Origin of the sequence: Massilia oculi, assembly GCF_017582745.1 — a bacterium.
Taxonomy (GTDB): domain Bacteria; phylum Pseudomonadota; class Gammaproteobacteria; order Burkholderiales; family Burkholderiaceae_D; genus Telluria; species Telluria oculi_A.
Genome location: NZ_JAFVIM010000009.1, coordinates 121,785 through 146,437, shown reverse-complemented (window position 1 = coordinate 146,437; position 24,653 = coordinate 121,785). Strand labels below are relative to the sequence as shown.

20 protein-coding genes are annotated in these 24,653 nt (G+C 63.6%); 13 read left to right on the top strand and 7 right to left on the bottom strand.

What is annotated here, in order from left to right:
* The first annotated feature begins 23 nt into the window (after positions 1–23).
* Complete coding sequence (gene glmU / locus J3U95_RS12815) at positions 24–1,400, top strand: bifunctional UDP-N-acetylglucosamine diphosphorylase/glucosamine-1-phosphate N-acetyltransferase GlmU (protein WP_208278977.1); 1,377 nt, start codon at positions 24–26, stop codon at positions 1,398–1,400.
* A 124-nt stretch (positions 1,401–1,524) separates the two neighbouring features.
* Here glmU and J3U95_RS12810 read toward each other — a convergent pair whose 3' ends face one another.
* The gene (locus tag J3U95_RS12810; protein WP_208278976.1) at positions 1,525–1,995 is read right to left on the bottom strand and encodes an Lrp/AsnC family transcriptional regulator; all 471 of its coding nucleotides are present in this window, start codon (positions 1,993–1,995) and stop codon (positions 1,525–1,527) included.
* Between the two features lie 162 nt (positions 1,996–2,157).
* Between J3U95_RS12810 and glmS the strand changes: the two genes are divergently transcribed.
* A complete protein-coding gene (gene glmS, locus J3U95_RS12805; protein WP_208278975.1) occupies positions 2,158–3,987 on the top strand; it encodes a glutamine--fructose-6-phosphate transaminase (isomerizing) in 1,830 nt (609 codons plus the stop codon).
* Between the two features lie 242 nt (positions 3,988–4,229).
* Positions 4,230–4,973: a carbonic anhydrase gene (locus J3U95_RS12800; protein ID WP_208278974.1), complete on the top strand. Its 744-nt coding sequence runs from the start codon at positions 4,230–4,232 to the stop codon at positions 4,971–4,973.
* Between the two features lie 32 nt (positions 4,974–5,005).
* Here J3U95_RS12800 and J3U95_RS12795 read toward each other — a convergent pair whose 3' ends face one another.
* The 3 genes from J3U95_RS12795 to J3U95_RS12785 are packed head-to-tail and all read right to left on the bottom strand — an operon-like array spanning position 5,006 to position 8,637.
* Complete coding sequence (locus tag J3U95_RS12795) at positions 5,006–7,030, bottom strand: FG-GAP repeat domain-containing protein (RefSeq protein ID WP_208278973.1); 2,025 nt, start codon at positions 7,028–7,030, stop codon at positions 5,006–5,008.
* Positions 7,031–7,042: 12 nt separating this feature from the next.
* Positions 7,043–7,891 (bottom strand): NAD(P)-dependent oxidoreductase, encoded by an 849-nt coding sequence (locus J3U95_RS12790; RefSeq protein ID WP_208278972.1) that lies wholly within the window; start codon positions 7,889–7,891, stop codon positions 7,043–7,045.
* A complete protein-coding gene (locus tag J3U95_RS12785) occupies positions 7,891–8,637 on the bottom strand; it encodes a glucose 1-dehydrogenase (protein WP_208278971.1) in 747 nt (248 codons plus the stop codon). The genes J3U95_RS12790 and J3U95_RS12785 overlap by 1 nt, the downstream gene beginning before the upstream one ends.
* Before the next feature lie 133 nt (positions 8,638–8,770).
* On the opposite strand from J3U95_RS12785, the gene J3U95_RS12780 reads away from it, so the two are divergent.
* Together J3U95_RS12780 and J3U95_RS12775 are read left to right on the top strand one after the other, a co-directional pair.
* The gene (locus J3U95_RS12780) at positions 8,771–9,640 is read left to right on the top strand and encodes a LysR family transcriptional regulator (RefSeq protein ID WP_208278970.1); all 870 of its coding nucleotides are present in this window, start codon (positions 8,771–8,773) and stop codon (positions 9,638–9,640) included.
* A 137-nt stretch (positions 9,641–9,777) separates the two neighbouring features.
* The gene (locus tag J3U95_RS12775) at positions 9,778–11,469 is read left to right on the top strand and encodes a sigma-54-dependent Fis family transcriptional regulator (RefSeq protein ID WP_208278969.1); all 1,692 of its coding nucleotides are present in this window, start codon (positions 9,778–9,780) and stop codon (positions 11,467–11,469) included.
* Between the two features lie 22 nt (positions 11,470–11,491).
* Here the strand turns inward: J3U95_RS12775 and J3U95_RS12770 are convergent, their stop codons facing one another.
* From J3U95_RS12770 to J3U95_RS12760, 3 genes are all read right to left on the bottom strand, one after another.
* Complete coding sequence (locus tag J3U95_RS12770) at positions 11,492–12,376, bottom strand: LysR family transcriptional regulator (RefSeq protein ID WP_229519814.1); 885 nt, start codon at positions 12,374–12,376, stop codon at positions 11,492–11,494.
* A gap of 52 nt (positions 12,377–12,428) precedes the next feature.
* Positions 12,429–13,040: a nuclear transport factor 2 family protein gene (locus tag J3U95_RS12765; RefSeq protein WP_208278968.1), complete on the bottom strand. Its 612-nt coding sequence runs from the start codon at positions 13,038–13,040 to the stop codon at positions 12,429–12,431.
* A gap of 237 nt (positions 13,041–13,277) precedes the next feature.
* A complete protein-coding gene (locus J3U95_RS12760) occupies positions 13,278–14,018 on the bottom strand; it encodes an SDR family NAD(P)-dependent oxidoreductase (RefSeq protein ID WP_208278967.1) in 741 nt (246 codons plus the stop codon).
* Between the two features lie 301 nt (positions 14,019–14,319).
* On the opposite strand from J3U95_RS12760, the gene J3U95_RS12755 reads away from it, so the two are divergent.
* The 8 genes from J3U95_RS12755 (at position 14,320) to tssC (ending at position 24,649) form a co-directional block, all read left to right on the top strand.
* Positions 14,320–14,964 (top strand): hydrolase, encoded by a 645-nt coding sequence (locus tag J3U95_RS12755; RefSeq protein ID WP_208278966.1) that lies wholly within the window; start codon positions 14,320–14,322, stop codon positions 14,962–14,964.
* Between the two features lie 65 nt (positions 14,965–15,029).
* Complete coding sequence (locus tag J3U95_RS12750) at positions 15,030–15,326, top strand: putative quinol monooxygenase (RefSeq protein ID WP_208278965.1); 297 nt, start codon at positions 15,030–15,032, stop codon at positions 15,324–15,326.
* A gap of 171 nt (positions 15,327–15,497) precedes the next feature.
* Positions 15,498–17,306 carry an amidohydrolase gene (locus tag J3U95_RS12745; protein ID WP_208278964.1) on the top strand — a complete coding sequence of 603 codons (1,809 nt, stop codon included), beginning with the start codon at positions 15,498–15,500 and terminating at the stop codon, positions 17,304–17,306.
* A 1-nt stretch (position 17,307) separates the two neighbouring features.
* Complete coding sequence (locus tag J3U95_RS12740) at positions 17,308–18,672, top strand: alginate export family protein (protein ID WP_208278963.1); 1,365 nt, start codon at positions 17,308–17,310, stop codon at positions 18,670–18,672.
* A 149-nt stretch (positions 18,673–18,821) separates the two neighbouring features.
* A complete protein-coding gene (locus J3U95_RS12735; protein ID WP_208278962.1) occupies positions 18,822–19,685 on the top strand; it encodes a pirin family protein in 864 nt (287 codons plus the stop codon).
* 16 nt (positions 19,686–19,701) lie between these two features.
* A complete protein-coding gene (locus J3U95_RS12730) occupies positions 19,702–20,577 on the top strand; it encodes a helix-turn-helix domain-containing protein (protein ID WP_208278961.1) in 876 nt (291 codons plus the stop codon).
* Between the two features lie 171 nt (positions 20,578–20,748).
* Entirely contained in the window at positions 20,749–22,851 is a 2,103-nt protein-coding gene (locus tag J3U95_RS12725; RefSeq protein WP_208278960.1) for a sensor domain-containing protein, read from the top strand.
* 151 nt (positions 22,852–23,002) lie between these two features.
* Complete coding sequence (tssC, locus tag J3U95_RS12720; RefSeq protein WP_208278959.1) at positions 23,003–24,649, top strand: type VI secretion system contractile sheath large subunit; 1,647 nt, start codon at positions 23,003–23,005, stop codon at positions 24,647–24,649.
* Positions 24,650–24,653 lie beyond the last annotated feature (4 nt).

The window sequence follows — 24,653 nt, the reverse complement described above, 5'->3', positions numbered from 1 at the left end:
TTTCAACTTTTTGAGAACGGCTTATGAACGTTGTGATCCTCGCCGCCGGCATGGGAAAGCGCATGCAATCCGCCCTGCCGAAAGTCCTGCATCCATTGGCTGGTAAGCCGCTGTTGCGTCACGTTATCGATACGGCACGTAGCATGAGTCCGCAGAAATTATGTGTGATTTACGGGCACGGCGGCGCAGCGGTGCCCGACATGGTGTCCGCGCTGGCGCAAGAAACCGGCGTCACCATCGACACCGCCCTGCAGCAGCCGCAGCTGGGCACCGGCCATGCGGTGATGCAGGCCGTGCCGCAACTGGACGATGGAAGCGCCACCCTGGTGCTGTATGGCGACGTGCCGCTGACGACGGCGGACACGCTGCGCCGCCTGGTCGAGGCCGCAGGAAGCGACAAGCTGGGCATCCTGACCGTCGAACAGGCCAACCCCTTCGGCCTGGGCCGCATCGTGCGCGAGAACGGCAAGATCGTGCGCATCGTCGAAGAAAAAGATGCCAGCGAGGCCGAGCGCGCCATCCGCGAAATCAACAGCGGCATCATGGCGATCCCGACCCGTCACCTCAAGAAGTGGCTGGCGGCGCTGTCCAACAACAATGCCCAGGGCGAGTATTACCTCACCGACATCGTGGCCCAGGCCGTGGCGGACGGCGTGCCGGTCGTGTCGGCGCAACCGTCGGGCGAATGGGAAGTGGCTGGCGTGAACAGCAAGGTGCAGTTGGCCGAGCTCGAGCGTCGTCACCAATTGAATATCGCCCATGCCCTGCTGGAAAAAGGCGTGACCTTGATGGATCCGGCGCGCATCGATGTGCGCGGCGAACTGATTTGCGGCCGCGATGTCGTGATCGACGTCGGCTGCGTGTTCGAAGGTAAAGTTGAACTGGCCGACGGCGTGAAGGTCGGCGCCAACTGCGTGCTGGTCGGCGTCACGGTCGGTCTTGGGGCCAATATCAAGCCGTTCTGCCATATCGAAGGCGCCACGATTGGCGCCGCCTCGCAGATCGGACCGTATGCGCGCCTGCGTCCGGGCACCGAGCTGGGCGAGGACGTCCATGTGGGTAACTTTGTCGAGGTCAAGAACAGCACCGTCGCGGCGCACAGCAAGGCCAACCACCTGGCTTATATCGGCGACGCCACCGTCGGCTCGCGCGTCAACATCGGCGCCGGCGTCATCACCTGCAACTACGACGGCGCCAACAAGTTCCGTACCGTGATCGAAGACGAAGTGTTCGTGGGCAGCGACAGCCAGCTGGTTGCGCCGGTGACGATCGGCAAGGGTGCGACCCTGGGCGCCGGCACCACGCTCACCAAGGATGCGCCGGCCGGCAAGCTGACCATCTCGCGGCCCAAGCAAATCACCATCGAAGGATGGAAGCGTCCGGTGAAAGTGAAGAAGTAATCCACCGGCTGTTTACAGGGTAATCACAGGAAGTGAACAAGATAAACACAGGGTTTTACCGTGCTTACCCACTGTTCATTCACCTGGTCTTCCACAATATTATCCACAGGCTGCGGCCGGTGATCTAGACGGCGATCCGGGTGTCGAATTTGCTGCGGTGGGTCGAAAAATAGGCTTTCACGTTGCGCACGTTCGCGTGCGACGTGAACAGCCGGTGCGCCAGCGCGTGGTAGGCCGGCATGTCGGCGACCTGCACGACCAGCACGAAATCGGGGCCCGGCGACACCCGGTAGCACTGCAGCACGGCCGCTTCCCTGGCGGCCAGATTTTCGAACTCTTCCATGCGCTCGGCGGCCTGCACGTCGAGCGTGATCTCGACGATGGCGGACAGGCGGCTGCCGACCTTGTCGGGCGCCACGATCGCCACCTGGCGCTCGATAACGCCACTTTCCGTCAGCTGCTTCACGCGGCGCAGGCAGGTCGGCGGCGACACGTGCACGAGCGCCGCCAGTTCGGCGTTCGTATGCGATGCGTCAGTTTGCAAAATATTCAGAATGCGACGATCGAGGTCGTCGAGAGCGGGCGGTTCTGTCATCTTGATGAAATATTTGATAAATCTTTTTAATTATATGAAACAAGATTTCTTGTTCATGCATGAATGAAATAATCTAACAAAATTAGCCGCGCACTGTAAGCTTATTTCATTCAGATTGCTCTACGATAAGACTCAACAGTTTTTCATCCAGAGAGGTTAGCCATGTGCGGTATCGTCGGAGCAGTTGCCAAACGCAATATCACCCCCGTCCTGATCGAAGGCCTGAAACGCCTCGAATACCGAGGTTATGACTCCTGTGGCGTCGCCGTCCACCTCGATGGCCGCCTGACCCGTTCGCGTTCCACTTCGCGCGTGACCGACCTCGAATCGCAAGTCAAAGAAGCCAGCCTCGACGGCTTCACCGGCATCGCCCACACGCGCTGGGCCACCCACGGCGCCCCGGCGTCGCACAATGCCCACCCGCACTTCTCGCCGACCGAAGACAATGCGCGCATCGCACTTGTCCACAACGGCATCATCGAAAACCACGACGAGCTGCGCGCCGAGCTGACCGGCCTGGGCTACAAGTTCACGAGCCAGACCGACACCGAGGTCATCGCCCACCTGGTGGACCACCTGTACACCGGCGACCTGTTCGAGACCGTGCAGCAAGCCGTCAAGCGCCTGGACGGCGCTTATGCCATCGCCGTGTTCTGCCGCGAAGAACCGCACCGCGTGATCGCCGCGCGCCAGGGCTCGCCGCTGATCGTCGGCGTGGGCAAGGACGAGAACTTCGTCGCCTCCGACGCGATGGCGCTGGCCGGCACCACCGACCAGATCATCTACCTGGAAGAAGGCGACGTGGTCGACCTGCAACTGGCCCGCTACTGGATCGTCGACATCGACGGCCGTCCGGTCGAGCGCGAAGTGAAAACCGTGCACGCCCACACCGGCGCGGCCGAGCTCGGCCCATACCGCCACTATATGCAGAAAGAGATTTTCGAGCAGCCGCGCGTCATCGGCGACACCCTCGAGGGCGTGACCGGCGTGATGCCGGAACTCTTCGGCGACGGCGCCTATGCCGTGTTCAAGAAGATCGACCGCGTGCTGATCCTGGCCTGCGGCACCAGCTACTACGCCGGCCTCACCGCCAAATACTGGATCGAATCGGTGGCCAAGGTGCCGGTGAACGTCGAGATCGCCAGCGAATACCGCTACCGCGACAGCGTGCCGCACCCCGACACCCTGGTGGTGACCATCTCGCAGAGCGGCGAGACGGCCGACACCCTGGCCGCGCTCAAGCACGCACGCAGCCTCGGCATGAACCACACGCTGACCATCTGCAACGTCTCCACCAGCGCCATGGTGCGAGAATGCCAGCTGGCCTACATCACCCGTGCCGGCGTCGAAGTCGGCGTGGCCTCGACCAAGGCCTTCACCACCCAGCTGGCGGCCCTGTTCCTGCTGACCCTGACCCTGGCGCAAGTCAACGGCCGCCTGACCGATGCCGAAGAATCCGAACACCTCAAGATGATGCGCCACCTGCCGGTCGCGCTGTCGTCGGTGCTGGCGCTCGAGCCGCAGATCATCGCCTGGGCCGAGGAATTCGCGCGCAAGGAGAACGCCCTGTTCCTGGGCCGCGGCATCCACTACCCGATCGCCCTGGAAGGCGCGCTGAAGCTCAAGGAGATCTCGTACATCCACGCCGAGGCCTACCCGGCCGGCGAACTGAAGCACGGCCCGCTGGCGCTGGTGACCGAAGAGATGCCAGTGGTAACGATCGCGCCGAACGATGCGCTGCTGGAAAAGCTGAAATCGAACATGCAGGAAGTGCGCGCGCGTGGCGGTCAGCTGTACGTGTTCGCCGACGTCGATTCGCGCATCACCTCGGGCGATGGGCTGCACGTGATTCGTTTGCCGGAACACTACGGCCTGCTGTCGCCGATCCTGCACGTGGCGGCGCTGCAGCTGCTGGCGTATCACACGGCGCTGGCGCGTGGGACCGATGTGGACAAGCCGCGTAATCTGGCGAAATCGGTGACGGTCGAGTAAAGACCGGACACCAACAAAGTAAGGTCTGACGCTAACAAAAAACGTTTGACACAACAAAGGGCCTCGACATTTCGTGTCGAGGCCCTTCTTTATTTTCCATATCGAAATCGGTCTGCGTTATAGGAAAGTTTGTAGCGAACTCTATTATTCGTCCACAGGACCAACGTCCAATGGACGCATCCCCGCCCCGGGCGCAAGCTTGTCAGTGGTTCCACCATGCGATCCACCAGCGGGAGGCCACAATGAGGAAGATCTTGCCGGTCGTTGCCACCAGCATCGTTGCGCTCGGCGCGCATGCGCAGGAACCGCATCCGCCGTGGAGCTACGAGGGCGACAGCGGCGCCGCACACTGGGCCGAGCTCGATAACGCCTACAAGCAATGCAAATTCGGGAAGCACCAGTCACCAATCAACATCGATACCGGCAAGGCGGTCAAGGCAGCGCTCGAGCCCACCGCCTTTGCCTACAAGAGCGCCAACGCGGAGATGATCAACAACGGGCATTCGGTGCAGGTGAACTTGCCGCCCGGGAGCGCAGCGACGATTGACGGCGTGCACTACACGCTGGTCCAGTTCCATTTTCACGCGCCGAGCGAAGAGCAGATCGACGGCAAACCCTACCCCATGGTGGCGCACCTGGTGCACAAGGACGCGCAGGGCGACCTGGCCGTCGTCGCCGTGCTGTTCAAGGAGGGCAAGGAGAAGGCGGCCCTCAAGCCCTTGTTCGCCAACCTGCCGCAGAAGGCGGGCGAAACCGGCAAGCTCGCGTCCTTCGACCCGGCGGGCTTACTGCCATCGGGGAGCGGGTTTTACCAGTTCACCGGCTCGCTCACCACGCCGCCATGCAGCGAGGACGTTCTATGGCGGGTGATGAAGACGCCGGCCGAGGTAACGCCGGCGCAGCTGGCGGCGTTCAGGAAACTCTACAAGATGAATGCGCGTCCGGTGCAGCCGCTGGGCGACCGCGTCGTGCTGCAAAGCCAGTAGCAGGCCCTGGCGGATGGGTGAGCGCATACAGATCAGGTGCGCGGCGATTGCCCCAGCAGTTGCTCGTCCCTTGCATCGATCACCCAATCACCCAGGCCCGTTCCGTTCGCCGCCAGCATGGAAGCGCCAAGGGTGTCCCCAGTGAGCTTCAGGATACCGAGCCCCCACGGACTGGTCACCAGGATTTCAACGCGGCCGTCCCCGTCATAATCCGCCGCCGGACCAAACCGGTTGCAGGAACTGTCGAGCAGCCACCTCCCGAATCGGGTACCGTTGGGCGCCAGCATGGACGACGTCATCGTGTCGCCCGCTTGCTTCAGGATGCCGATACCCCAGGCACTGGTGACGAGCAGTTCGGCTCTGCCATCCCCGTCGTAATCTGCCGCCGGCCCGAAACGATTGGCGCCGCCATCGACGAGCCATCCACCGAGGCGCGTGCCGGCAGGCTGCATCATCGGCGCCTCCAGCGTTCCTCCCGTCTGTTTCAACAGAGCCAGGCCCCACGCACTGGCGACCAGGGTTTCGGCACGCCCGTCCCCATCGTAGTCGCCGGCTGGCCCGAACCGGTTGAGCGACGTGTCGATCACCCAGCCACCGAAGCGCGTCCCGTTGGGCGCCACTATGCTCGCTTCGAGCGTTCCATTTGCCAGCTTCAGGATACCGGCGCCCCACGCACTCGACACCAAGATTTCGTCGCAGCCGTCGCCGTCGTAATCCGCGATCGGGCCAAGCTGGTCGTTCACAGTGTCGAGGCTCCACTCGCCGAATCGCGTGAAATTGTCTGCGACCATCAACGGCGTCAGCGTGGCGCCCGTCAGTTTGAGGATGGCGATCCCGGAAGGGCCGGTCGCCACGATCTCCTGTTGGCCATCGCCATCGAAGTCGCCCACCGCCCGGACCATAGTGACTGCGGTATCGAGCGCCCAGTTTCCGAATGTGGTGGAGTTGGGCGCCATCATGCGCGATACCAGCGTGCCGCCGGCGAGTTTGAGGATGCCGATTCCCCAGGGGCTGGTCATGAGAATCTCGGCGCTGCCGTCGCCATCGTAGTCGGCGACCGGCCCCACCGTATTGTCGCCGGTGTTGAGCAGCCAATCGCCGAATCGGGTGCCGTTGGGCGCCATGATGGGCGACGCCATGGTGGCGCCCGTCTGCTTCAGCATCCCCAAGCCCCAGGCGCTCGTCACGATGAGTTCGGCCTTGCCGTCTCCGTCCACGTCACCCGTGCGCTGGCTGGCGCCAGGCCTGGCGCGCGGCGCGACGTCTTGCTGCCCTTCCCCCACCTTGCGGACCGACCAGTTCACGTAATAATGAGAATTGCTGCCGCAACCCGTTGGCGAGTCTGTTCCCGGCGTGTCGTCCCGAGTGGATAGCGGCTTGCCGTTGTCCGTCGACTGGCGCAGCTGCGCGCCCGTGAATGGGTGAACCGCCCCTGCCACCGGCCCGTCGCAGTTCGCGAAGATCAGATCGATGCCGAAGGTTGCGCCCTTGTTGATGAGCCAACCCGTCAGCGCCCCGATCGCCGTTCCCACGATCGGAAATACGGCGGTCCCGAGCGCAGCCCCGATGGCGGCGCTGGCGGCGCCTACCGCTGCAGCGCTCGCTGCCTGCGCGGCCTTGCCGCCAAGCTCCCTGGCGGCCTTTTCCAGATCCTGCTCGATCTTGCTCCGGTGTTCGGTGGTATGGCCCTTGTTCACGATCAGGTACGACACCACGACGGTTTCTCCGTCGCCGACAACGACACCCTTGAAAACAAGTCCGGGTTGGTAGGTCCCGTTATTCAGGTCTCCCATGTACTTCACTGCCGTGAGCGGCTCCTTGCCGCCGATCGCCACGCTAAAGGTGACGAAGTCGGTGTCGGTGTGTCTCGCCCGCGTGTTCGTAATCTGGAAGGAGTCGAAAGAGAAATCGTATATGGCTGAACTCATGATTTTCTCCCATGGCGTTTGCAGACAAACCGGCCAGATAACCGTGTCGTGGTAACTGTTCGACTGGCGTCGGCGAGGGAGGTTTTCAGGCTGAACCAGAACAAAATCGGCTTTTTTCGCCAGCGCCATCTCTTTGAATAGCTATGTCGATCGAATGGTGTAATCAGCCATCACCGACAAGTCCCTCTCACCACCGCCGGCAATGACGGCCTCGCCCATTCGATGACGAACGGCATCGAGCATCGGCAGCTGTCGCCCCAGTTGTTCTGCCGCCGCATGCGCAAGCCTTAAATCCTTCAAGCCCAGCGACGCCTTGAATCCCGGTTCGTAGCGATCGTGAATGATATTGGCCGAATAGACCTGGTATGAACGGCTGCCGAACAGCGTATTCAGGATCAGGTCGAAGAAACGCTCGCGCACCAGTCCATTCGACTCGGTCAGCACGACGGCTTCGGCCATGGCCTCGATCGCCATCGTGATCATCATATTGCAGGCGATCTTGGCGGCATAGGCGGTCGGCGGTTCCGTGCCGATGTCCCATATGCGCTTGCCGATGACTTCCAGCACTGGCCGCACTGTTTCCACGGCAGCGAGCGGACCGGCGGCCAGTACCTGCAGTTCGCCCCTGGCGGCAACGTCCGGCCGGCCCAGCACCGGCGCGGCCACGTAGCCGATGTTCGCAGCATGGTGATACTCGACGAGTTCCCGTGCGAACCCGACAGAGATAGTCGACGCAACGATATGCACCAGCGTTCCGCGCGCCTGCGCCAGCGCCCCCGTCTCCAGCAGGACACCGCGGATCGCCGCATCGTCGGACAGCATCGTCAGGGCGACGTCCGCCTGCAGCGCCTGTGCCGGCGTCTCCACCATCCGCACGCCCGCGACGTCCCCACCGGAACGATTCCACGCCTTCACCGCATGCCCAGCCGCAGCCAGATTGCGCGCGATTTCGCGGCCCATTGCGCCCAGTCCGATGATGCCGATCTCCATCAGCGCATGCCCCCCGAACCCAGGATGATCTCGCCCGTCACCCAGCCGACATCGCTTGACGCGAGAAAGGCAACGATCGGTGCGATGTCCTGCACCTGGCCGACGCGGCCGAGCGGTGTCCGTTCCTCGTTCCAGGCCTGGAAGTCGGATCCGATCGCCCCTGCGGCGTGGGTTCCTTCGGTGTCGACCAGGCCGGGATTGACGGCATTGACACGGATGCCGCGCGGGCCGAGCTCGCGCGCGAGCACACCGGTGATGGTGTCGATCGCGCCCTTGGTGCCGCTGTAGATGGCGCTCTCGGCCGGAAGAACGCTCGTGACGTTGGAACTGATGTTGATGATGCTGGCGCCCTCGCCCAGGTGCGGCGCGGCGGCCGCGGTGACCAGCAGCGGGCCGAGGACGTTGATGTCGAACTGCTTGCGATAGAGTTCCTCGGTCGTCTCTTCGATCCTGGCGAACTGGTAGATGCCGGAGTTGTTCACCACGATGTCCAGCCGCCCGAAATGGTCGATCGTCGCACTGACCAGCGCCTCGACCTCCGCCTTCCTGGTGACGTCCGCGCCCACCGCGATGGCCTTCCCACCGGCGGCTTCGATGTCGGCGACCACCTTGTCGGCACCGCTCTTGCTCGAGGCGTAATTGACGACGACCTTAGCGCCATCGGCCGCGAGCCGGCGGGCGATGCCCGCACCGATACCTTTCGACGCGCCCGTCACGATGGCGACCTTGTCTTTCAACTTGTTCATGTCTTGCGATCCCGAATGAGGCCGGCCCGGAATGGGCCGGTACGATTGAAGCGCCATGGTGACCCCTACAATATTGTTTGAGAACTGCCATCCATATATATTCGAAGTACATTTTTGAACGGGTAGTGACGACATGGAGTGGAACGACGTCCGTATCTTCCTGGCGGTCGTGCGCAGCGGATCGTTCGGCGAAGCCGCCCGCACGCTGGGTGTGAGCCATCCGACGGTCGGTCGCCGGATCAAGGCGTTGGAGGACGAGGCGGAGCAGGCGCTGTTTCGCCGCACCAGGGATGGACTGGTTCTCACGGATGCCGGGGACGGCGTGCTGGCGCTGGCGGAATCCATGGAAAATTCCGCGCTGGCCATGGAAAGACGCTTGGCGGGCAATCACGAACGTCTCGAAGGCATTTTGCGGATTTCTTCGGCGGAGTGGTTTGCAGGCTATGTCCTGGCCCCTGTCCTGGCCGAATTGACGCGCCGCCATCCGGCCGTCGTGCCGGAAGTCATCGCCAGCTACCGCTTGCTCGATCTGTCGCGGCGCGAGGCCGATGTGGCGTTTCGCCTCGTTCCTTTCAGCGAACCGGACATCGTCCAGCGCCGCCTGATGAGCATTCCATACGGCCTGTATGGCTCGGCCGACACCGCATCTGCGCTGCAGGCCGATCCGGCTTCGGTGGGGTTGATCCTGATGAATACGGCGCAGTCGCATTTTCCGGATGTCGCCTGGCTGCTCGACAGGTTTCCTTCGTCGCGGCGGGTGTTCACGAGCACGAGCCGGGCCGTCCAGGCACAGATGTGCCTGCGCGGCATGGGCATTGCAGTGCTGCCAAGGCCGCTTGGCGATGCACTATCTGGATTGCAGCGCATCGACCTGCCCGATCGCCCCCCGAGCCGGGATATCTGGGTAGGCTATCACCACGATTTGCGGCATATGGACCGCCTGCGCGCGATGCTGGATATCGCCGATACGATGCTGTCGAGTGCCGCGACCGCGACGCCATGATCGGATCGTGCTGCAAATAGCAAGAACGATCAGTGACCATGCTGGACCGTACAGGTAATCTTCTCTCATTCAATGTATTTCCAATCCACTCGGTAGTATCTGATCGTAACCGTCCGTTAATCTCGTAAAGAAAAGAAATGATCGAATTTCCCGAAGACCTGGACCTGCGGCGGCTCATCCGCTTCTCGCCAGACGACGGTTCGATCTGGCTGTCCGAAAGCCGCATGCTGTTGCTCCATGCGGCTTCCTTGGGCGGCTTGCGCGAAGAAATGATGAATTCGGTCGGCAAGGAGTTCACCCGGCGCATGTTCACCCGCATGGGATTTGCATCGGGCACGCGCGATGCCGAATTGGCGCGCAAGATTCGTGGAAACCTGACGATCGAGGAAGCGTTCGCAACGGGGCCACAGATGCACATGCTCGAGGGCGGCGTACAGGTCATTCCCGTGCTCGGCCATATGGACGTCGACAAAGGCGAATTCCATGGAGAGTTCATCTGGCGTAACTCGTGGGAAGCAGCCGCCCACGTCAACTCCTTCGGTCCGCAACAGGACGCCGTATGCTGGAGCCTGATCGGTTACGCCTCCGGCTATACGTCTGCCTTCATGGGACGCTTCATCCTGTTCAAGGAAACGAAGTGCATCGGCTGTTCGGACGAAGAATGCCGGATCGTCGGCAAGCCTGTCGAGGAATGGCCCGACGCGCAAGACTTCACACCTTACTTCGAGCCCGAGTCCATCGTGTCCCAGCTGCTGGAGCTTTCATCCCAGGTCGACATGCTGCGCAGTAGCCTGAAGACATATCGCAGCCTCGAGGACATGGTCGGCGAATCGCCAAGCTTCAGGCAGGCCTATCGCCTCGTCGAGAAAGCTGCTGAAACCAACGTCACGGTACTGTTGTCAGGTGAAACCGGTGTCGGCAAGGAACGCTTCGCGCGTGCCATCCATCACCGGAGCCGGCGTGCAGACAAGGCTTTCGTGACGATCAACTGCGCCGCACTTCCGCACGACCTGATCGAGGCGGAGCTGTTCGGCGTCGAGAGGGGCGCTTTTACCGGCGCCACCAGCTCACGCGCTGGCAAGTTCGAACGCGCCGATGGAGGCACACTTTTTCTCGACGAGCTCGGCGAGCTGCCACTGGCCTCGCAGGCGAAACTGCTGCGTGCGCTGCAGGAAGGCGAAATCGAGCGGCTCGGCGACGAGCGTCCGCGCAAGGTCGATGTGCGTATCGTCGCGGCAACCAACATCGACCTGCCGGAGGCCGTCAAGGCTGGACGCTTCCGCGCCGACTTGTACTATCGCCTGAGCGTCTACCCCATCCTCATCCCGCCATTGCGAGAGCGCCGCAGCGATATCCCGTCGCTGGTATCGATGATGGTGGACAAGTTCTGCGCGCTGCATGAAAAGCGCGTTGCAGGCGTGACCGACCAGGCCATGCAGGCGCTGGTGGCATACGGCTGGCCTGGCAATGTCCGGGAGCTTGGGAACATGATCGAACGCGGGGTCATCCTGGCGGCACAGGGCGACTGGATCGAGAGCCGGGATTTGTTTCCGAACTTCGTGCTGCCGGAGATGGAGCGCGTTGCAGTCGACAAAGCCGGGGCACTTGAAAACCCTGAGCAAGAACGTAAAAGCACCCTGTGCGACCAGATTCTCCAAAGTCAAATGTCGCTTGAAGACATAGAGAATATGGTGTTGCGCGAAGCGGTCGTACGCTGCAAGGGCAACCTGTCCGGCGCCGCGCGGATGCTGGGCATCACCAGGCCGCAGCTCAGTTACCGGCTAAAACATTCCAGCATCGACAGCGCTGATGACTCCGTAAAAATCTGAGTTCACCGGAAAGGCAAGCGTCTCAAACGGGTGGCGTTTTGTCGAAATATTCGGTGAGGAGGTCGGTCAGGACGCGAACCTTTTGGGTCGTGCGCTGGCCAGGCGGGCGCACTACATAGGCGCCGGCTGGCTGCAAGGGATGCTTGCGCAGGACTGGGACCAGCGCCCCTGCATCCAGGTGGTCGCGTACCAGGCCAGTGGGAAGGCAGGCAATGCCCAGTCCTGCCAGCGTGGCAGCGAGCAGGGCGGCGCAATTGTCGGCCTTGAAACGTCCTTGGGGGCGTACTGTGACATTGGTGTCTCCATCCGTGAGGTGCCAGGCTTCCGTACCCTGCATGAGGGCCTGGTGGTGGTGGAGTTCTTCCAGTGTCTCGGGGAAGCCGACCTGCTCGACGTAGGCCGGGCTGGCCACCAGCGTCCTGTGGATCGGGCCGATGCGGCGCGCGACCAGGTTCGAGTCTTGCAGGTAGCCGAGCCGGATCGCGCAATCGTAGCCCTCCCCGATGAGATCGACGACCTGGTCGCTGTAACAGGTGTGGATGCTGAGCAGTGGGTGGCGCCGCGCCATGTCCGCGATCACGGGCGCGAAATGCGTCGAGCCCAGGGACAGCGGCGCGGCAATCCGCAAGCGCCCGCACAGCTCGCCCGCCGGATGGATCGCTTCCCGGGCCAGGTCGATCTCGGCACAGGCCCGCGACGCATAGTGCATGAAGGTCGCGCCGGCTTCCGTCAGCGCCGCGCCACGGGTCGTGCGCGACAGCAGTTGCAGTCCCAGCTCGTCTTCAAGACGGGCGAGGCGGCGGCTCACGACCGATTTCGACAAGCTGAGCCGCGATGCCGCCGGTGAAATACCGCCTGCGCCGGCAACTTCGACGAAGGTCTGCAGTACGTCGATGTCCACTTTCATGCTCCCGTCTCGTCCACGCCGCCTTGGCCACCATTGAGGATCAGCATGCCGCTTACTTGCCCTTGCCGACTTCAAATGCCGGCGCGTCCGGATCGGTCTTGACGATCCAGCTGCCGCTTTGCCGGAACGACGCTGCGGACGCATAGGTGTCTTCCATGAACTGGAAATAATGGATTTGCCCGTTCCTGACTTTCGCGAGGATCGAGAATGGTGAACGGAACGTCGTGCCGACCGCCACCGAACGGTAGGTGAACGTCCCGAACACGGCGACGCTCTCGCCGCTACCAAACATGTCGGTGACCTTGAAGTCCTCGATTTTCCAGTATTTGGCCACACGGCTGAAGGTGCTGCTGAATCCTTCCGGACCTTTCGACGTTCCCGCCCAGGGCTCGATCTTCTTCAGCTCCGGGTTGTCGAAGTTCAGCGAAACATAGGTTGCGTCTGGGGCGACCAGGCGCCTGGCTGCGGCGCCGACCTTGTCGGGTGCGGTATTTTCAAGGAACTCCTTGACGACATCGAGTGCAGCGCGCTGTTCCTGGGCAAATGCAGCAGATGGGACAAGCAGGATACCGATGGCAATCAGGCTGGCGCCGATCGAACCCACGTTTGCTGGAAATGCGTTGCGCGCAGGGCCTGTGCTGGCAGTCACGAATGATGTGTTCATGTTGGTTCTTTCGTTGCGGATTAAAGTTGGGTGTCGCCCAACTCTCTATTGCAAACGTCGTGCCAACATTACTTTTGTGTGATGCAACATGCCATTTTTTACGGTGAAGATGCACCTCGCAACGTAGAAATGCGCTGCGCCGCAGCATCCCGCTGCCCCGAATCGGTTTAATCATTTGGTTAATTTTTCTTACTGGGGCGCGCGAAAGTTTTCGAGATGATCAAATGGGCTTTCCGTTCAGGCGATCGCGCCCCCATCGGCCGTGAGGATCGCCCCCGTGATCACGCTGGCTGCCGGGCTGGCCAGGAACACTACCGCATTCGCGACTTCCTTCGGCTCGCCGAAACGTCCCAGGGCTGTCATGCCGCGTTGGAAATCGGCAGCCGGGCCGTCGGCGGGATTCGAATCCGTGTCGGTGGAGCCGGGTTGCACGAGATTGACCGTGATTTCCTGCGGGCCGAGTTCGCGCGCCAGTCCGCGCGTGAACGAGAGCAAGGCCGACTTGGACATCGCATACGCGGTCACGCCGGGAAACGGCACCCGTTCCGCCAGGCCCGAACCGATGGAGACGATACGGCCGCCCGCGCCCAGATGCGGGATGACTGCCTTGGCATACAGGAGCGGTCCGCGTACGTTCACATCCATCATTGCCTGGTACGCGTCGATGTCGAGGTCCGCGATCATTCCGTTGAGCCCGACGCCTGCGCTGTTGACGAGGATATCCAGTCCACCGAGTGCGCCAACGGCCAGGTCGACGGAACGCGCAATCGCTTCAGGATCGGCACTGTCGGCCTGGATGGCGAAGCCGCGGCGGCCCAGGCCTTCGATGGCAGCGGTCATCGCGTTTGCCTTGTCGGCTGCGTGGCGGTAGGTGAACGCGACGTCGGCGCCATTTTCAGCCAGCGCCAATGCGATTGCCGCGCCGATGCCGCGCGAAGCTCCAGTGACCAGCGCGCGCTTTCCCTTTAGATCGATCATTCTTCAACTCCCCATATGGCGTTTGTCGGATTGCGTGGCCCATGCATCGTCGATTCATGGGCCACGGAACATCCTAGCGCTCTGCAACATGGACACCTAGGCACTGGAATAGCCAAACTGTGTTGCGAAGAATGGGACGTCCGCGTTTCCATATGGGGTTGCATGTCAGGCTACGGACCTTTGCGTAGGCAGGCGCTACCGCAACCTGGCGAGGAACAGCACAATGGCCATTCACGCAATGCCGTGTTCGTGCGGCCTGCCCCGGAAACCAACCCCGCTACCAGAAGGAGCGCAGAAGACCATGACCACCGAAAAAATTCGCAATCCACATACCGATCACCTCCTGACACCCCAGAATGCGGCGCTGATCATCATCGACTACCAGCCGGTTCAGGTCTCGTCGATCCGCTCGATGCCGCGCGACGAGCTGGTGTTCAATATCGTGAGCACTGCCAAGGCGGCGTTGAATTACGAGCTGCCCATCATCCACTCGACCGTCAATGTCGCGACCGGCCGCAACAAGCCGCCGATCGCCGAGCTGCAGGAGGTGCTCGGCCACCTGCCGACCTACGACCGTACCTCCATCAACAGCTGGGAAGATATCGAGTTCAAGGAGGCGGTCAAGGCGCTCGGCCGCAAGAAGCTGATCATGACCGCGCTGTGGACCGAGGCCTGCCTGACCTTCCCGGCGCTCGACGCGATCCAGGAGGGCTACGAAGTCTACGTGCCGGTCGATGCGGTGGGCGGCACCTCGCTCGGTGCGCACGAGGCGGCCTTGCGCCGCATGGAACAGGCCGGCGTGAAGCTCATCAGCCGGGTCCAGATGTACTGCGAGCTCCAGCGCGACTGGTCGCGCGCTGCGACGGTGCCGGGCTTCATGGGCGTCTTCGAGAACCACGACGGCTTCAATGCCGAAAAGGCGATGCACGACGCGGCCACGAAGTAAGCCGCAAGTCCGATGGCGGCCGTACGCGAGGCCGCCCTGTGATCGAACATCAAGGAATGAAGAGAATGAGCGAATTATTCATCGTCGTCGGACTCACGGCGAAAGAAGGCAAGGAAGACCAGCTGCGCCGCGACCTGGCCAGCCTGGTCGAGCCCTCGCGCAAGGAGGACGGCAATATCCGTTACGACCTGTTCGAAGACAGCGATACGCCGGGGCACTTCGTGTTCGTGGAAGAGTGGGCATCCACCGAGGCGCGCGACCGGCATCACGAGCATGGCCCGCACATCGTGCATTTCCACGAGAACGGCGTGGACAACGTCGAGAAGACGGAATTCGCACGCATGCTCAGGCGCGTCGCCTGAGCTCCCGCACGGATGAGCAGAATCGTCCTGCGAACAGCATGAACGATCAGTGACTACGCTGGACCGTATAGGTAACCTCTTCCCCATCACACCACCCCGCTGCCGAGTCCGGTTCACCGACCGCGACCGGTGCAGCGTGGTGTCCTATACATCGATAACTGGGGAACGAGATTGAAACGAATAATCCTGATCGGATGCCTGCTGGTAAGCGGCTTCACCAATGCCCAGGCACAAGGAAAGCAAGAAACGCCAGGCGCCGACCTGATCGTCCATAACGCCAGGATCCACACCGGCAATCCGGCACAACCCTCAGCCTCGGCCGTGGCCGTCAAGAACGGCCGCATCTACTCGGTCGGCACCGACGCCGAGGTGCTGGGCCTGAAGAACGCCAACACGAAAGTCATCGATTCCCGCGGCCGCCGCCTCATCCCCGGCATCATCGACGCCCACACCCACGTGCTCAACGAACTCGGCTACAACTACACCCTGCGCTGGGACGGCGTGCCGACGCTGCGCCGGGCCCTGCAAATGCTGAGCGAGCAAGCCAAGCGCACGCCGGAGGGCCACTGGGTCAAGGTGGTCGGCGGCTGGTCGCCATACCAGTTCGAGGAGAACCGCTTCCCCACCGTGGACGAACTGCGCAAGGCCGTCCCCAACCATCCCCTGATCGTGCAGTACGCCTACAACCGCGGCTTCATGAACCAGCTGGCGATGGACGCCTTCGGCGTGGGCACCGACAAGTTCCCCAACCTGCCGGGCACCGAGCTGGAAAAGGATGCGCAAGGCCGCTACACCGGTGTGGTCCACGGCTACACCTTCACCTTCATCGCCATGGAAACCATGGTCCCCCAGCTCACGCCTGACGAAGAGGTGAGCTCGCTGGTTCAGATTGTCCATAGTCTCAACCGCGTCGGGGTCACGTCCATCGTCGATGCGGGCACGGGCTTCCGTGGCTATCCCAAGGCCGTGCGCACCGTGGACGCCCTCGCCCGCGACAACCGCCTCAACATCCGCATGCCCTTCATGGACATCCAGTTCGGCGATGGCGCCGACTTCAATGTGGTGGACGCGCAGATCACGGCGATCACGAAGACGGCGCCGATCGCTCCCGGCCACAACCTGCACCCGCACCTGGCTCATGGCCACTCCTACCAGGGCGCCGGCGAGCTGCTGTCGGTGGAGGTGCACGACCACGAGAACTTCGACCGTCCGGCGCTGATCATCGAGCCGGCCCTGATGCATCGACTGGTCGAGAGGGACATCTCCAAGCTGGTCCAGCGGCGCATTCCCTTCCGCGAGCACATCACCTACGACGAGAACATCACGCCCTTCCTCGATGCGCTCGAGAAGCTCAACCAGAAGATGCCGCTCGACGGCCTGCGCTGGAGCCTCGAACACGCCGAGACCATCAGTCCGGCCAATATCGCCCGGGTGAAGGCGCTGGGCGGCGGCATCGCCCTGGACACCAAGATGGCGCTGCACGGCGACAGCTTCGTCAAGACCCATGGCCGCGACAAGGCGTTGCAGACTCCGCGCCTGCGCCATCTCGTCGACAGCGGGATCCCGCTGGCCATGACCACCGATGCCTTCCGCGCCGCTTCGTTCAATCCGTGGATCGGCATCAGCTGGATGGTGTCCGGCAAGTCGATCTCCGGCGCCGAGATCCTGGCCAAGGACAATCGCCTCACACGTGAAGAGGCATTGAAACTGTTCACGCGTAATGCGGCCTGGTTCATGAATACCGAGTCCGAGATGGGCATGATCGCCCCCGGCCACCTCGCCGATTTCGCGCTGCTGGACCGGGATTACTTTACGGTGCCGGAAGCCCAGATCAAGTCCGTTTCCTCGGTCCTGACGGTCATGGATGGCCGGGTGGTGTACGGCGCACAGGACTACGGCTCGCTGTCGCCGGTATTGCCCGAGATCCTGCCGGCCTGGTCGCCGATCAAGCACTTCGGCGGCTATTACCAGGCCCGGTAAGGTGAGCGTGCGCGCGGCCTGGCTCGCCATTCCCCTGCTGCTGGCGGCCGATGCCGCGCTGGCGGAGTATCGGCCCTTGCGCTTCGACGACGACGTCGAGGCCCAGCGCCAGCGATGCGCCGATGGCGGCAGCCGCGCCGCATGCTGGAAGGACCGCCCGCTCGCGGATCATGTGCGCCTGACGCTGGGCGGCGACCTGCGCCTGCGCTACGAGCACACCGGCAATCCGCGCTATGGGCTGGACCCCCAGGACCGATGGGGCGTGCTGCAGCATCGCAGTTCCATCTTCGCCGACCTGCGCCTGGGCGAACACTGGCGCGGCTTCGCCCAGCTGTCCAGCTCGACCACCAATGGCCGCGCCGCCGGCCCGTCCCCGGTGGACGAGAACCGGCTCGACCCGACCAACCTGTTCGCCGAATGGCAGTCGAGCGGGGATGGCGCAGGCCGCGTCGGCATCCGGGCCGGCATCCAGGAGCTGCAGTTCGGGAGGGGGCGCGTCATCGACGCCCGCGAGGGCCCCAATGTGCGGCGCAGCTTCGAGGCCGTCCGCGCCTATGCGGTGGGCGGCGCCTGGCGCGTGGACGCCTTCGCCGCGGCGCCGCGCCAGAACCTGCCGGGCAGCTTCGACGACACGCGCTTGCCGACGCAGAAGCTGCGCGGCGTCTACGCGACCCGCACTGGCGGCCTCACTTCCTGGGACCTCTATGCCCTGCACTATGACGACACCGCTGCCCGCTACGTCCAGGGCGAGGCGCACGAGCGCCGCTGGTCGGTCGGCGCCCGCCTGTTCGGCAGCCGCGAAGCATGGGACTGGGACTGGGAATCGGTCGTGCAGGGCGGACACTTCGGCAACGCCGATATCCGCGCCTGGTCGCTCGCGACGGAAACGGGCCACACCTTCGATGGCGTGGCGGGCCGGCCGCGGGCGGCGCTGCTCCTCGCCGTCGCCAGCGGCGACAAGGACCCCGGCGACGACCGTCTCGGCACCCTCAATCCCATCTACCCGCGCGGGAATTATTTCGGCGACGAAGCGACGCTCGGCCCACGCAACTTCTTCAACATCCATCCGGCGCTGACGATGCAACTGGCGCCACGGGTCCAGCTGAACGCCAGCCTCGACTTCTTCTGGCGCCACCGCACCCGCGACGGCGTGTATGCGCCCAACGGCAGGCTGATCGGGCCCATCGGCGACAGCCGGGCGCGCTACGTGGCCACCATCGCATCGCTGGGCGCCACCTGGACGCCGGCCCCGGGCTGGTCCTCGACGGCGGTGGTCGCCTACGGGAAGCCAGGCAGGTTCCTGCGCGAGACCGGCGCCGACGATGCGCTGAGCTTCGTCGGCATCGGTGCGCAGTACCGGTTCTGAGTTGTCGCTCGACGTGGTCGCGTTGCGCATTTCGCGACACGACATCGCCACTTTCGTGTCTAGATCGCGCTTGGGCAGCCAGGGATAATGAACGGGATCGGGATGGCGCCGATGCGCAACGGACCGCCCGGCACCACGAGGAGAGAGCAATGTTCGAACGAACGATCGATCGTGTCACCCGCATTCCGCCACTGGGCCCGGGCTTCGACGGCGAGCGCCACAAGGCCGCCCTGGTGGTGGCGCCCGGCGACCTGGCTGCCACCGATCCCTTCTTCCTGATGGCCGATGACCACGTCTCGCCGGGAGGCGCGTTTGGCGAGGCACACCCGCATGCCGGCCTCGAGACCGTCACCTTCATGCTGAACGGCACCATGGAAGATACCGGTGGGCGGCTGGAGGAAGGCGACGTCGAATGGATGACGTCCGGCAGCGGCATCGTCCATGCCGAAGACACGGTGGTGTCCAGCGGCATGCGCCTGTTCCAGCTGTGGCTGATCCTGCCCGAGGCGCAGCGCAATATGGCGCCGCGGGTGCAGGTCCTGCGGCGCGCCGCGATGCCGGTGCACACCGGACCTGGCGTCGTGGCGACGGTCTACAGCGGCAAGTCGGGGAACGCGGCGGCGCCGACGTTGAATGCGGTTCCGGTGACCCTGGTCGACATCCGCCTGGCGCCGGGGGCAGTCTTTGCCGCGCCTGTTCCCGCCTCGTACAACGCTTTCGTGGTGGTGATCGAAGGAGAGCTAACAGCCGGCGCGACGGCCGAGAAACTCGCCACGGGCACGGTCGGCTGGACGGGCCCGATGGGCGACGGTGACAGCGTGCTCCAGTTGCGCGCCGGGGACGATGGCGCCCGCCTGCTGCTGTATGCGGGCCAGCCGCAGAACATCGCGGTGGTGGCGAAAGGCCCTTTCATTGCCGGCTCCACCGAAGAGCTGGCCGGCTATTATGCCGCTTACCGCCACGGCAAATTCCCTCACGCGGGCACGATGCGGCCCGTGGTCCCTCACGCATAGCCGCGATGGCATTCGTATGTCGAACGCACGCGAGCTGCCCGAGAACGTGACCATGCTGACGACCGCGAGTCGTCGCTGGAACGGCGTCAATGTCGAGCTGGTCGAGTACACCTGCACGGGCCGGGTCCTGGTGCAGCTGAAACGTCACGAAGAGTCGATCCGGCTCGGCACCAAGCTCGAAGAGGTCGGACAGGGCTACGCCGAACCCAGGTCGGCGCCCGCCGTCCCCAATCCCCATCCTTACACTCCCCGGCCCATGTATTTCGTGCCGGCGGAGATGGCGCTATGGGGGTATGCGGACGATGCCCGCTATCTCCGGTGCGCGGCGATCAGCTTCGACGCAAGCCTGCTCCGGGAGCGCATGGCAATGTCCGGTTCGCCGGGACCGATGGACGTGCCCCGCCTGCGCTTCTCGGATGACCGGGTGTGGACCCTAATCAGGTTGCTGACCGAGGCGATCGACGACCCCGATCCCACCGCTCAGCTCTACGGCGACTCGCTCACCGCGGCGATTGCCGCAAGGCTTTGCGAACGGCCCAGGCCGGCCAAAGGCAGCGGATACAAGCTCTCGGCGCTCCAGCTCAGGGATGCGTTGGGCTATCTCGAGGCCAGGATGCCGGCGCGGGTCGAGCTGGCGACGCTCGCGCAACTGGCCGGCATGTCGCAGTCGCACTACTGCCGCGCCTTCAAGGCGTCGACCGGACTGGCGCCCTATCAGTGGCAGCTGCAGGCGCGTGTCGAGCGCGCCAAGCACCTGCTGTTGAACACCAATGGTCGCCTGGAGGACGTCGCCGTGGCCACCGGCTTTGCCGACGCGGTGCACTTCGGCCGCACCTTCCGCAAGATGACCGGCGCGACGCCCGCGGCATGGCGGCTGGACGTGCGCACCTAGCGGCGCCCTGCCGGGAGTGCGTTACGTATTGCTCGAGCACCATAGTTAGTTCTAGAAAGAACTAAATCCTGTATAGTCGGGGTTCCTGATGACCGCCTTCGTGCGTCCTTCCCCGTCATCAGGGGCGCCGCACCGCGCCTGCCCGGTGCTCCGATTTCCAATGCCACGCCCATGAACACCGAGAACCCCGACCTGATGTACCGCCTGCTCGTCCAGGGGGTGGTCGACTACGCCATCTACATGCTCACGCCCGCCGGCGTCGTCTCCAGCTGGAATGCCGGCGCCCAGCGCGCCAAGGGCTATACCGCCGGCGAGATCGTCGGCCGCCACTACGCCTGCTTCTACGGCGCCGAGGACCGGGATGCCGGCCTGCCCGACACCAATCTCGAGATCGCCACCCGCACCGGCCGCTTCGAAGACCAGGGCTGGCGCGTGCGCAAGGATGGCAGCGCATTCTGGGCCCACGTCGTGATCGACGCCATCCGCAACGATGACGGCGTCCTGGTCGGCTTTGCCAAGATCACGCGCGACATCACCGAACGCTACCAGCAGCGGCGCAAGCTGGTCGAGGCCAAGGAGCTGGCCGAAGCCTATAGCCGCCAGATGGCTTCGCTGTCGGACTTCCTCGATTCGGTGATCGCCAACATCCCGGCCAGCGTGCTGGTGCTGGACGTCGCATCGCGTACCATCCTGCTGGCCAACCAGCAGGCACAGCGCCTGTTCGCCCAGGCCTATGTCGACCTGAAGGGCCTGGCCGTCGGCGATTGCCTGAGCCCCAGCGTGGCCGAGTACGTCGAGCGCCAGACGGCGCATGCGGCGCCCACCAGGGTCGGGCTGGACGACGCCGTGCTGGTGGAGACCTCGGTCGGCCCGCGCAGCCTGCGCAGCCGCACGGTGCCGGGCAAGCAGCCCAATGGCGAGGGCGAGTACGTGCTGATCATCACCGAAGACGTGACCGACGAGCTGGCCGCCTATGCGCAAATCCATCACATGGCGCAGCACGACGGCCTGACCAATCTGCCCAACCGCAACCTGTTCAACGCACGCCTCGAGAGCGCGCTCGCGTCCAGCGCGGAGGATGGCTCCGGCGTGGGCATCCTGTGCCTCGACCTGGACAATTTCAAGAACATCAACGACGCCTATGGCCATGGCTTCGGCGACAAGATCCTGCTAATGCTGGCGGGCCGCCTGCGCAAATGCCTGCGCGACCAGGACACGCTGGCGCGCCTGGGCGGCGACGAGTTCGCCGTGGTCTTGCCGCGCGTCAAGCGCCTGGAAGAAGCCCAGCAGGCAGCGCAGCGCCTGATCGAGGCGGTGGCGCCGGCATTCTCGATCGAGGGCCACAGCTTCGCGGTCGGCATCAGCGTTGGCATCGCGCTGTCCACGCCCGCCGGCAGCACGGCCGAGCAGTTGCTGCAGCACTCGGACATGGCCTTGTATGAAGCCAAGCGCAACGGCCGCAACCGCCATGAAGTGTTCCGGCCCGAGATGGAGGCGGCGGCGCGGGTGCGGCGCCAGATCGAGATCGACCTGCGCCGCGCGCTGCACCGCGGCGAGCTGCAGATGCACTATCAGCCGATCGTCGAGAAGGCCGGCAACCGCATCTCGGGCTATGAGGCGCTGATCCGCTGGCGCCATCCGGAACGCGGTGCGATTCCACCGATCGACTTCATTCCGATCGCCGAAGAAACCGGCCTGATCCACGAGCTCGGGGCCCGCGCGCTCAACCTCGCTTGCCAGGAGGCGGCGACCTGGACCAATGGCGAAACGATCGCCGTCAACCTGTCGCCGATCCAGTTCAAGAGCAGCGAGCTGGTGAGCATGGTGGCGCTGGCGCTGGCCGATTCCGGCCTGGCGGCCGAGCGGCTGGAACTCGAAATCACCGAGTCGGTGTTGCTCGACAATAGCGACGGCAATATCCGCACCCTGAAGGCCCTCAAAAAGCTGGGCGTGCGCATTTCGCTCGACGACTTCGGCACCGGCTATTCCTCGCTGAGCTATCTGCGCTCCTTCCCCTTCGACAAGATCAAGATCGACAAGTCGTTCGTACAAGAGATCGGGCAGAGCCGGGAAGCGATGGCGATCATCCGCGCCATCACGGGTCTCTCGAGCAGCCTGCTGATCGAGACGACGGCCGAGGGCGTGGAGACCGAGGAGCAGTTGCGGCGCCTGATGGAAGAAGGCTGCTCGCACTTCCAGGGCTATCTGTTCGGGCGTCCGGAAGCGGCCGAGAACCGGATGCAGCGGCTCGACTCGCCTGTGATGCGACCCTGAGCGGACGGTCGATCGGATTTGTACATAACCAACAATCTATACCTCACGAGTAATATTTCCTTGAGGCAAATAAATCATGCCATTATCATTGATCCATAGGAAATAACGCCGTTCAGGTGCTGATGTTTTCCGACCATAGCAAAGCCAGGATATGACTGAGAGCATACAGACCAGATTGAAGCGTGTTCGGGCCCCGCGGGTCCGGATTACCTACGATGCCGATATCGTTGGGGGCAAGGCAGAGGAAGAGCTGCCGTTTATCGTCGGCATCCTGTCCGACCTGCGCGGCGACTTGCCGGAGGACGATGCTGTGCCGCTGGCGCAACGACCGATCCACGACATCGACCGCAACAGTATCGATAAGGTGATGCGCAGCATCGGGCCGGGCGTGGCGATCGACCTCAGTCTGCCGGAGCTCGATGGGCTGGGCGAGGCAGACGCATTTCTGCGTTTCCATTCGATGGGTGATTTTGCGCCGCTGAGCGTCGTGCAGGCACTGCCGACCTTGCGTAAAGCCTACAGCCAACGCAATGAATTATGCTTGCTCAAGGACCAGAACCAGGGCAATGCCGCCATCGACCAGCGCGTGGCGCAGATTGACGCGCTGCTGTCGCTCCAAGTGTCGGCGATCCTGCGCCAGGATGCCTTTCGCAGGTTGGAAGCGAGCTGGCGTGGCTTGCACTATCTGGTGTCCAGGACCGAGACGAGCCCGCTGCTCAGGCTGAAGGTGCTCGACGTTGCAAAGAGCGAGCTGTGCAAGGACATGGACGGCGTGGCAGAATCCGGCCGGGGTATCCTGGCCAGGATGCTCCGTGATGCCGCCGCTGGTGTCGATGGCGGTTTTCCGTATGGCTTGTTGGTGGGCGACTACGAATTTGGCGCCGGCGGCGCAGACTTGGCCCTCGTGGGCAAGATTGCCGAGGTTGCCGCCAGCACGAATACGTCCTTCATCGCGGCCGCTTCATGCCGTGGGTTCGGGCTGGACAGCGTCGACCCGCTGGCGCCGCCGCGCGACCTGGAAAGCGTCTTCCAGGCCCATGGGCTCACGTCCTGGCGTGAATGGCGCGCGCAGGACGTGTCGCGCTACGTGACGCTGGCGTTGCCGCGCGTCTTGCTGCGGCTACCCCACGACGGTTCGGAACGCACCGATTTTCTGTGGGGGAATGCGGCGTGGGTGCTGGCCGAACGCGTTACCCATGCCTTCGCCCTGTACGGCTGGCCGGCGGCGATCCGCGGTGTCGAGGGTGGTGGCCTGGTCGAGAACTTTCCCCTGTGCGGCGCCGCTCCGGATACCGGCGCCGCCCATCCGTTATGCCCGACCGAGGTGGTGATTTCCGACCGCTACGATAAGGAGCTGGCTGCCCTCGGTCTCATGCCGCTGTACCACCTCGAGGGAACGGCCAGTGCGGTCTTCGTGGGCGGACAGGCTGATCACGCGCCAAATCCCCGCTTCTTTTCCGATGTGCGTGCCATTGCCGGTTTGTCGACGACGCTGCCGTACGTATTGGCCGCATCGCGTTTCGCGCACTATTTCAATGTCATCATGCGCAAGAATGCCGGCATGACCCGCGCCGGCGTCGAGTCCCGGCTCAACGATTGGCTTGCCCATTATGTCTTGCTGGACGATAACGCGCCTCAGGACGTCAAGGCGACTTTCCCGCTGCGCGCCGCCAATGTGGTGGTGACCGAAGCCTCGGGTGAACCCGATCGTCACACCGCGATCGTGTTCATCAAGCCGCACTTCCAGTTCGAGGAATTGCCAACCTCGATCCGCCTGGTCGTCCCCCTGCCAGCCTGAGGCC

Bases quoted from the DNA above. Each gene is read 5' to 3' on its own strand.
- J3U95_RS12735 (WP_208278962.1), top strand. From the start codon at position 18,822: ATGTTCGAACGAACGATCGATCGTGTCACCCGCATTCCGCCACTGGGC.
- J3U95_RS12800 (WP_208278974.1), top strand. From the start codon at position 4,230: ATGAGGAAGATCTTGCCGGTCGTTGCCACCAGCATCGTTGCGCTCGGC.
- J3U95_RS12765 (WP_208278968.1), bottom strand. From the start codon at position 13,040: ATGAACACATCATTCGTGACTGCCAGCACAGGCCCTGCGCGCAACGCA.
- J3U95_RS12750 (WP_208278965.1), top strand. From the start codon at position 15,030: ATGAGCGAATTATTCATCGTCGTCGGACTCACGGCGAAAGAAGGCAAG.
- J3U95_RS12780 (WP_208278970.1), top strand. From the start codon at position 8,771: ATGGAGTGGAACGACGTCCGTATCTTCCTGGCGGTCGTGCGCAGCGGA.
- J3U95_RS12775 (WP_208278969.1), top strand. From the start codon at position 9,778: ATGATCGAATTTCCCGAAGACCTGGACCTGCGGCGGCTCATCCGCTTC.
- J3U95_RS12795 (WP_208278973.1), bottom strand. From the start codon at position 7,030: ATGGCGCTGGCGAAAAAAGCCGATTTTGTTCTGGTTCAGCCTGAAAAC.
- J3U95_RS12790 (WP_208278972.1), bottom strand. From the start codon at position 7,891: ATGGAGATCGGCATCATCGGACTGGGCGCAATGGGCCGCGAAATCGCG.
- J3U95_RS12785 (WP_208278971.1), bottom strand. From the start codon at position 8,637: ATGAACAAGTTGAAAGACAAGGTCGCCATCGTGACGGGCGCGTCGAAA.
- glmU (WP_208278977.1), top strand. From the start codon at position 24: ATGAACGTTGTGATCCTCGCCGCCGGCATGGGAAAGCGCATGCAATCC.
- tssC (WP_208278959.1), top strand. From the start codon at position 23,003: ATGACTGAGAGCATACAGACCAGATTGAAGCGTGTTCGGGCCCCGCGG.
- glmS (WP_208278975.1), top strand. From the start codon at position 2,158: ATGTGCGGTATCGTCGGAGCAGTTGCCAAACGCAATATCACCCCCGTC.
- J3U95_RS12770 (WP_229519814.1), bottom strand. From the start codon at position 12,376: ATGAAAGTGGACATCGACGTACTGCAGACCTTCGTCGAAGTTGCCGGC.
- J3U95_RS12730 (WP_208278961.1), top strand. From the start codon at position 19,702: ATGTCGAACGCACGCGAGCTGCCCGAGAACGTGACCATGCTGACGACC.
- J3U95_RS12755 (WP_208278966.1), top strand. From the start codon at position 14,320: ATGACCACCGAAAAAATTCGCAATCCACATACCGATCACCTCCTGACA.
- J3U95_RS12725 (WP_208278960.1), top strand. From the start codon at position 20,749: ATGAACACCGAGAACCCCGACCTGATGTACCGCCTGCTCGTCCAGGGG.
- J3U95_RS12760 (WP_208278967.1), bottom strand. From the start codon at position 14,018: ATGATCGATCTAAAGGGAAAGCGCGCGCTGGTCACTGGAGCTTCGCGC.
- J3U95_RS12810 (WP_208278976.1), bottom strand. From the start codon at position 1,995: ATGACAGAACCGCCCGCTCTCGACGACCTCGATCGTCGCATTCTGAAT.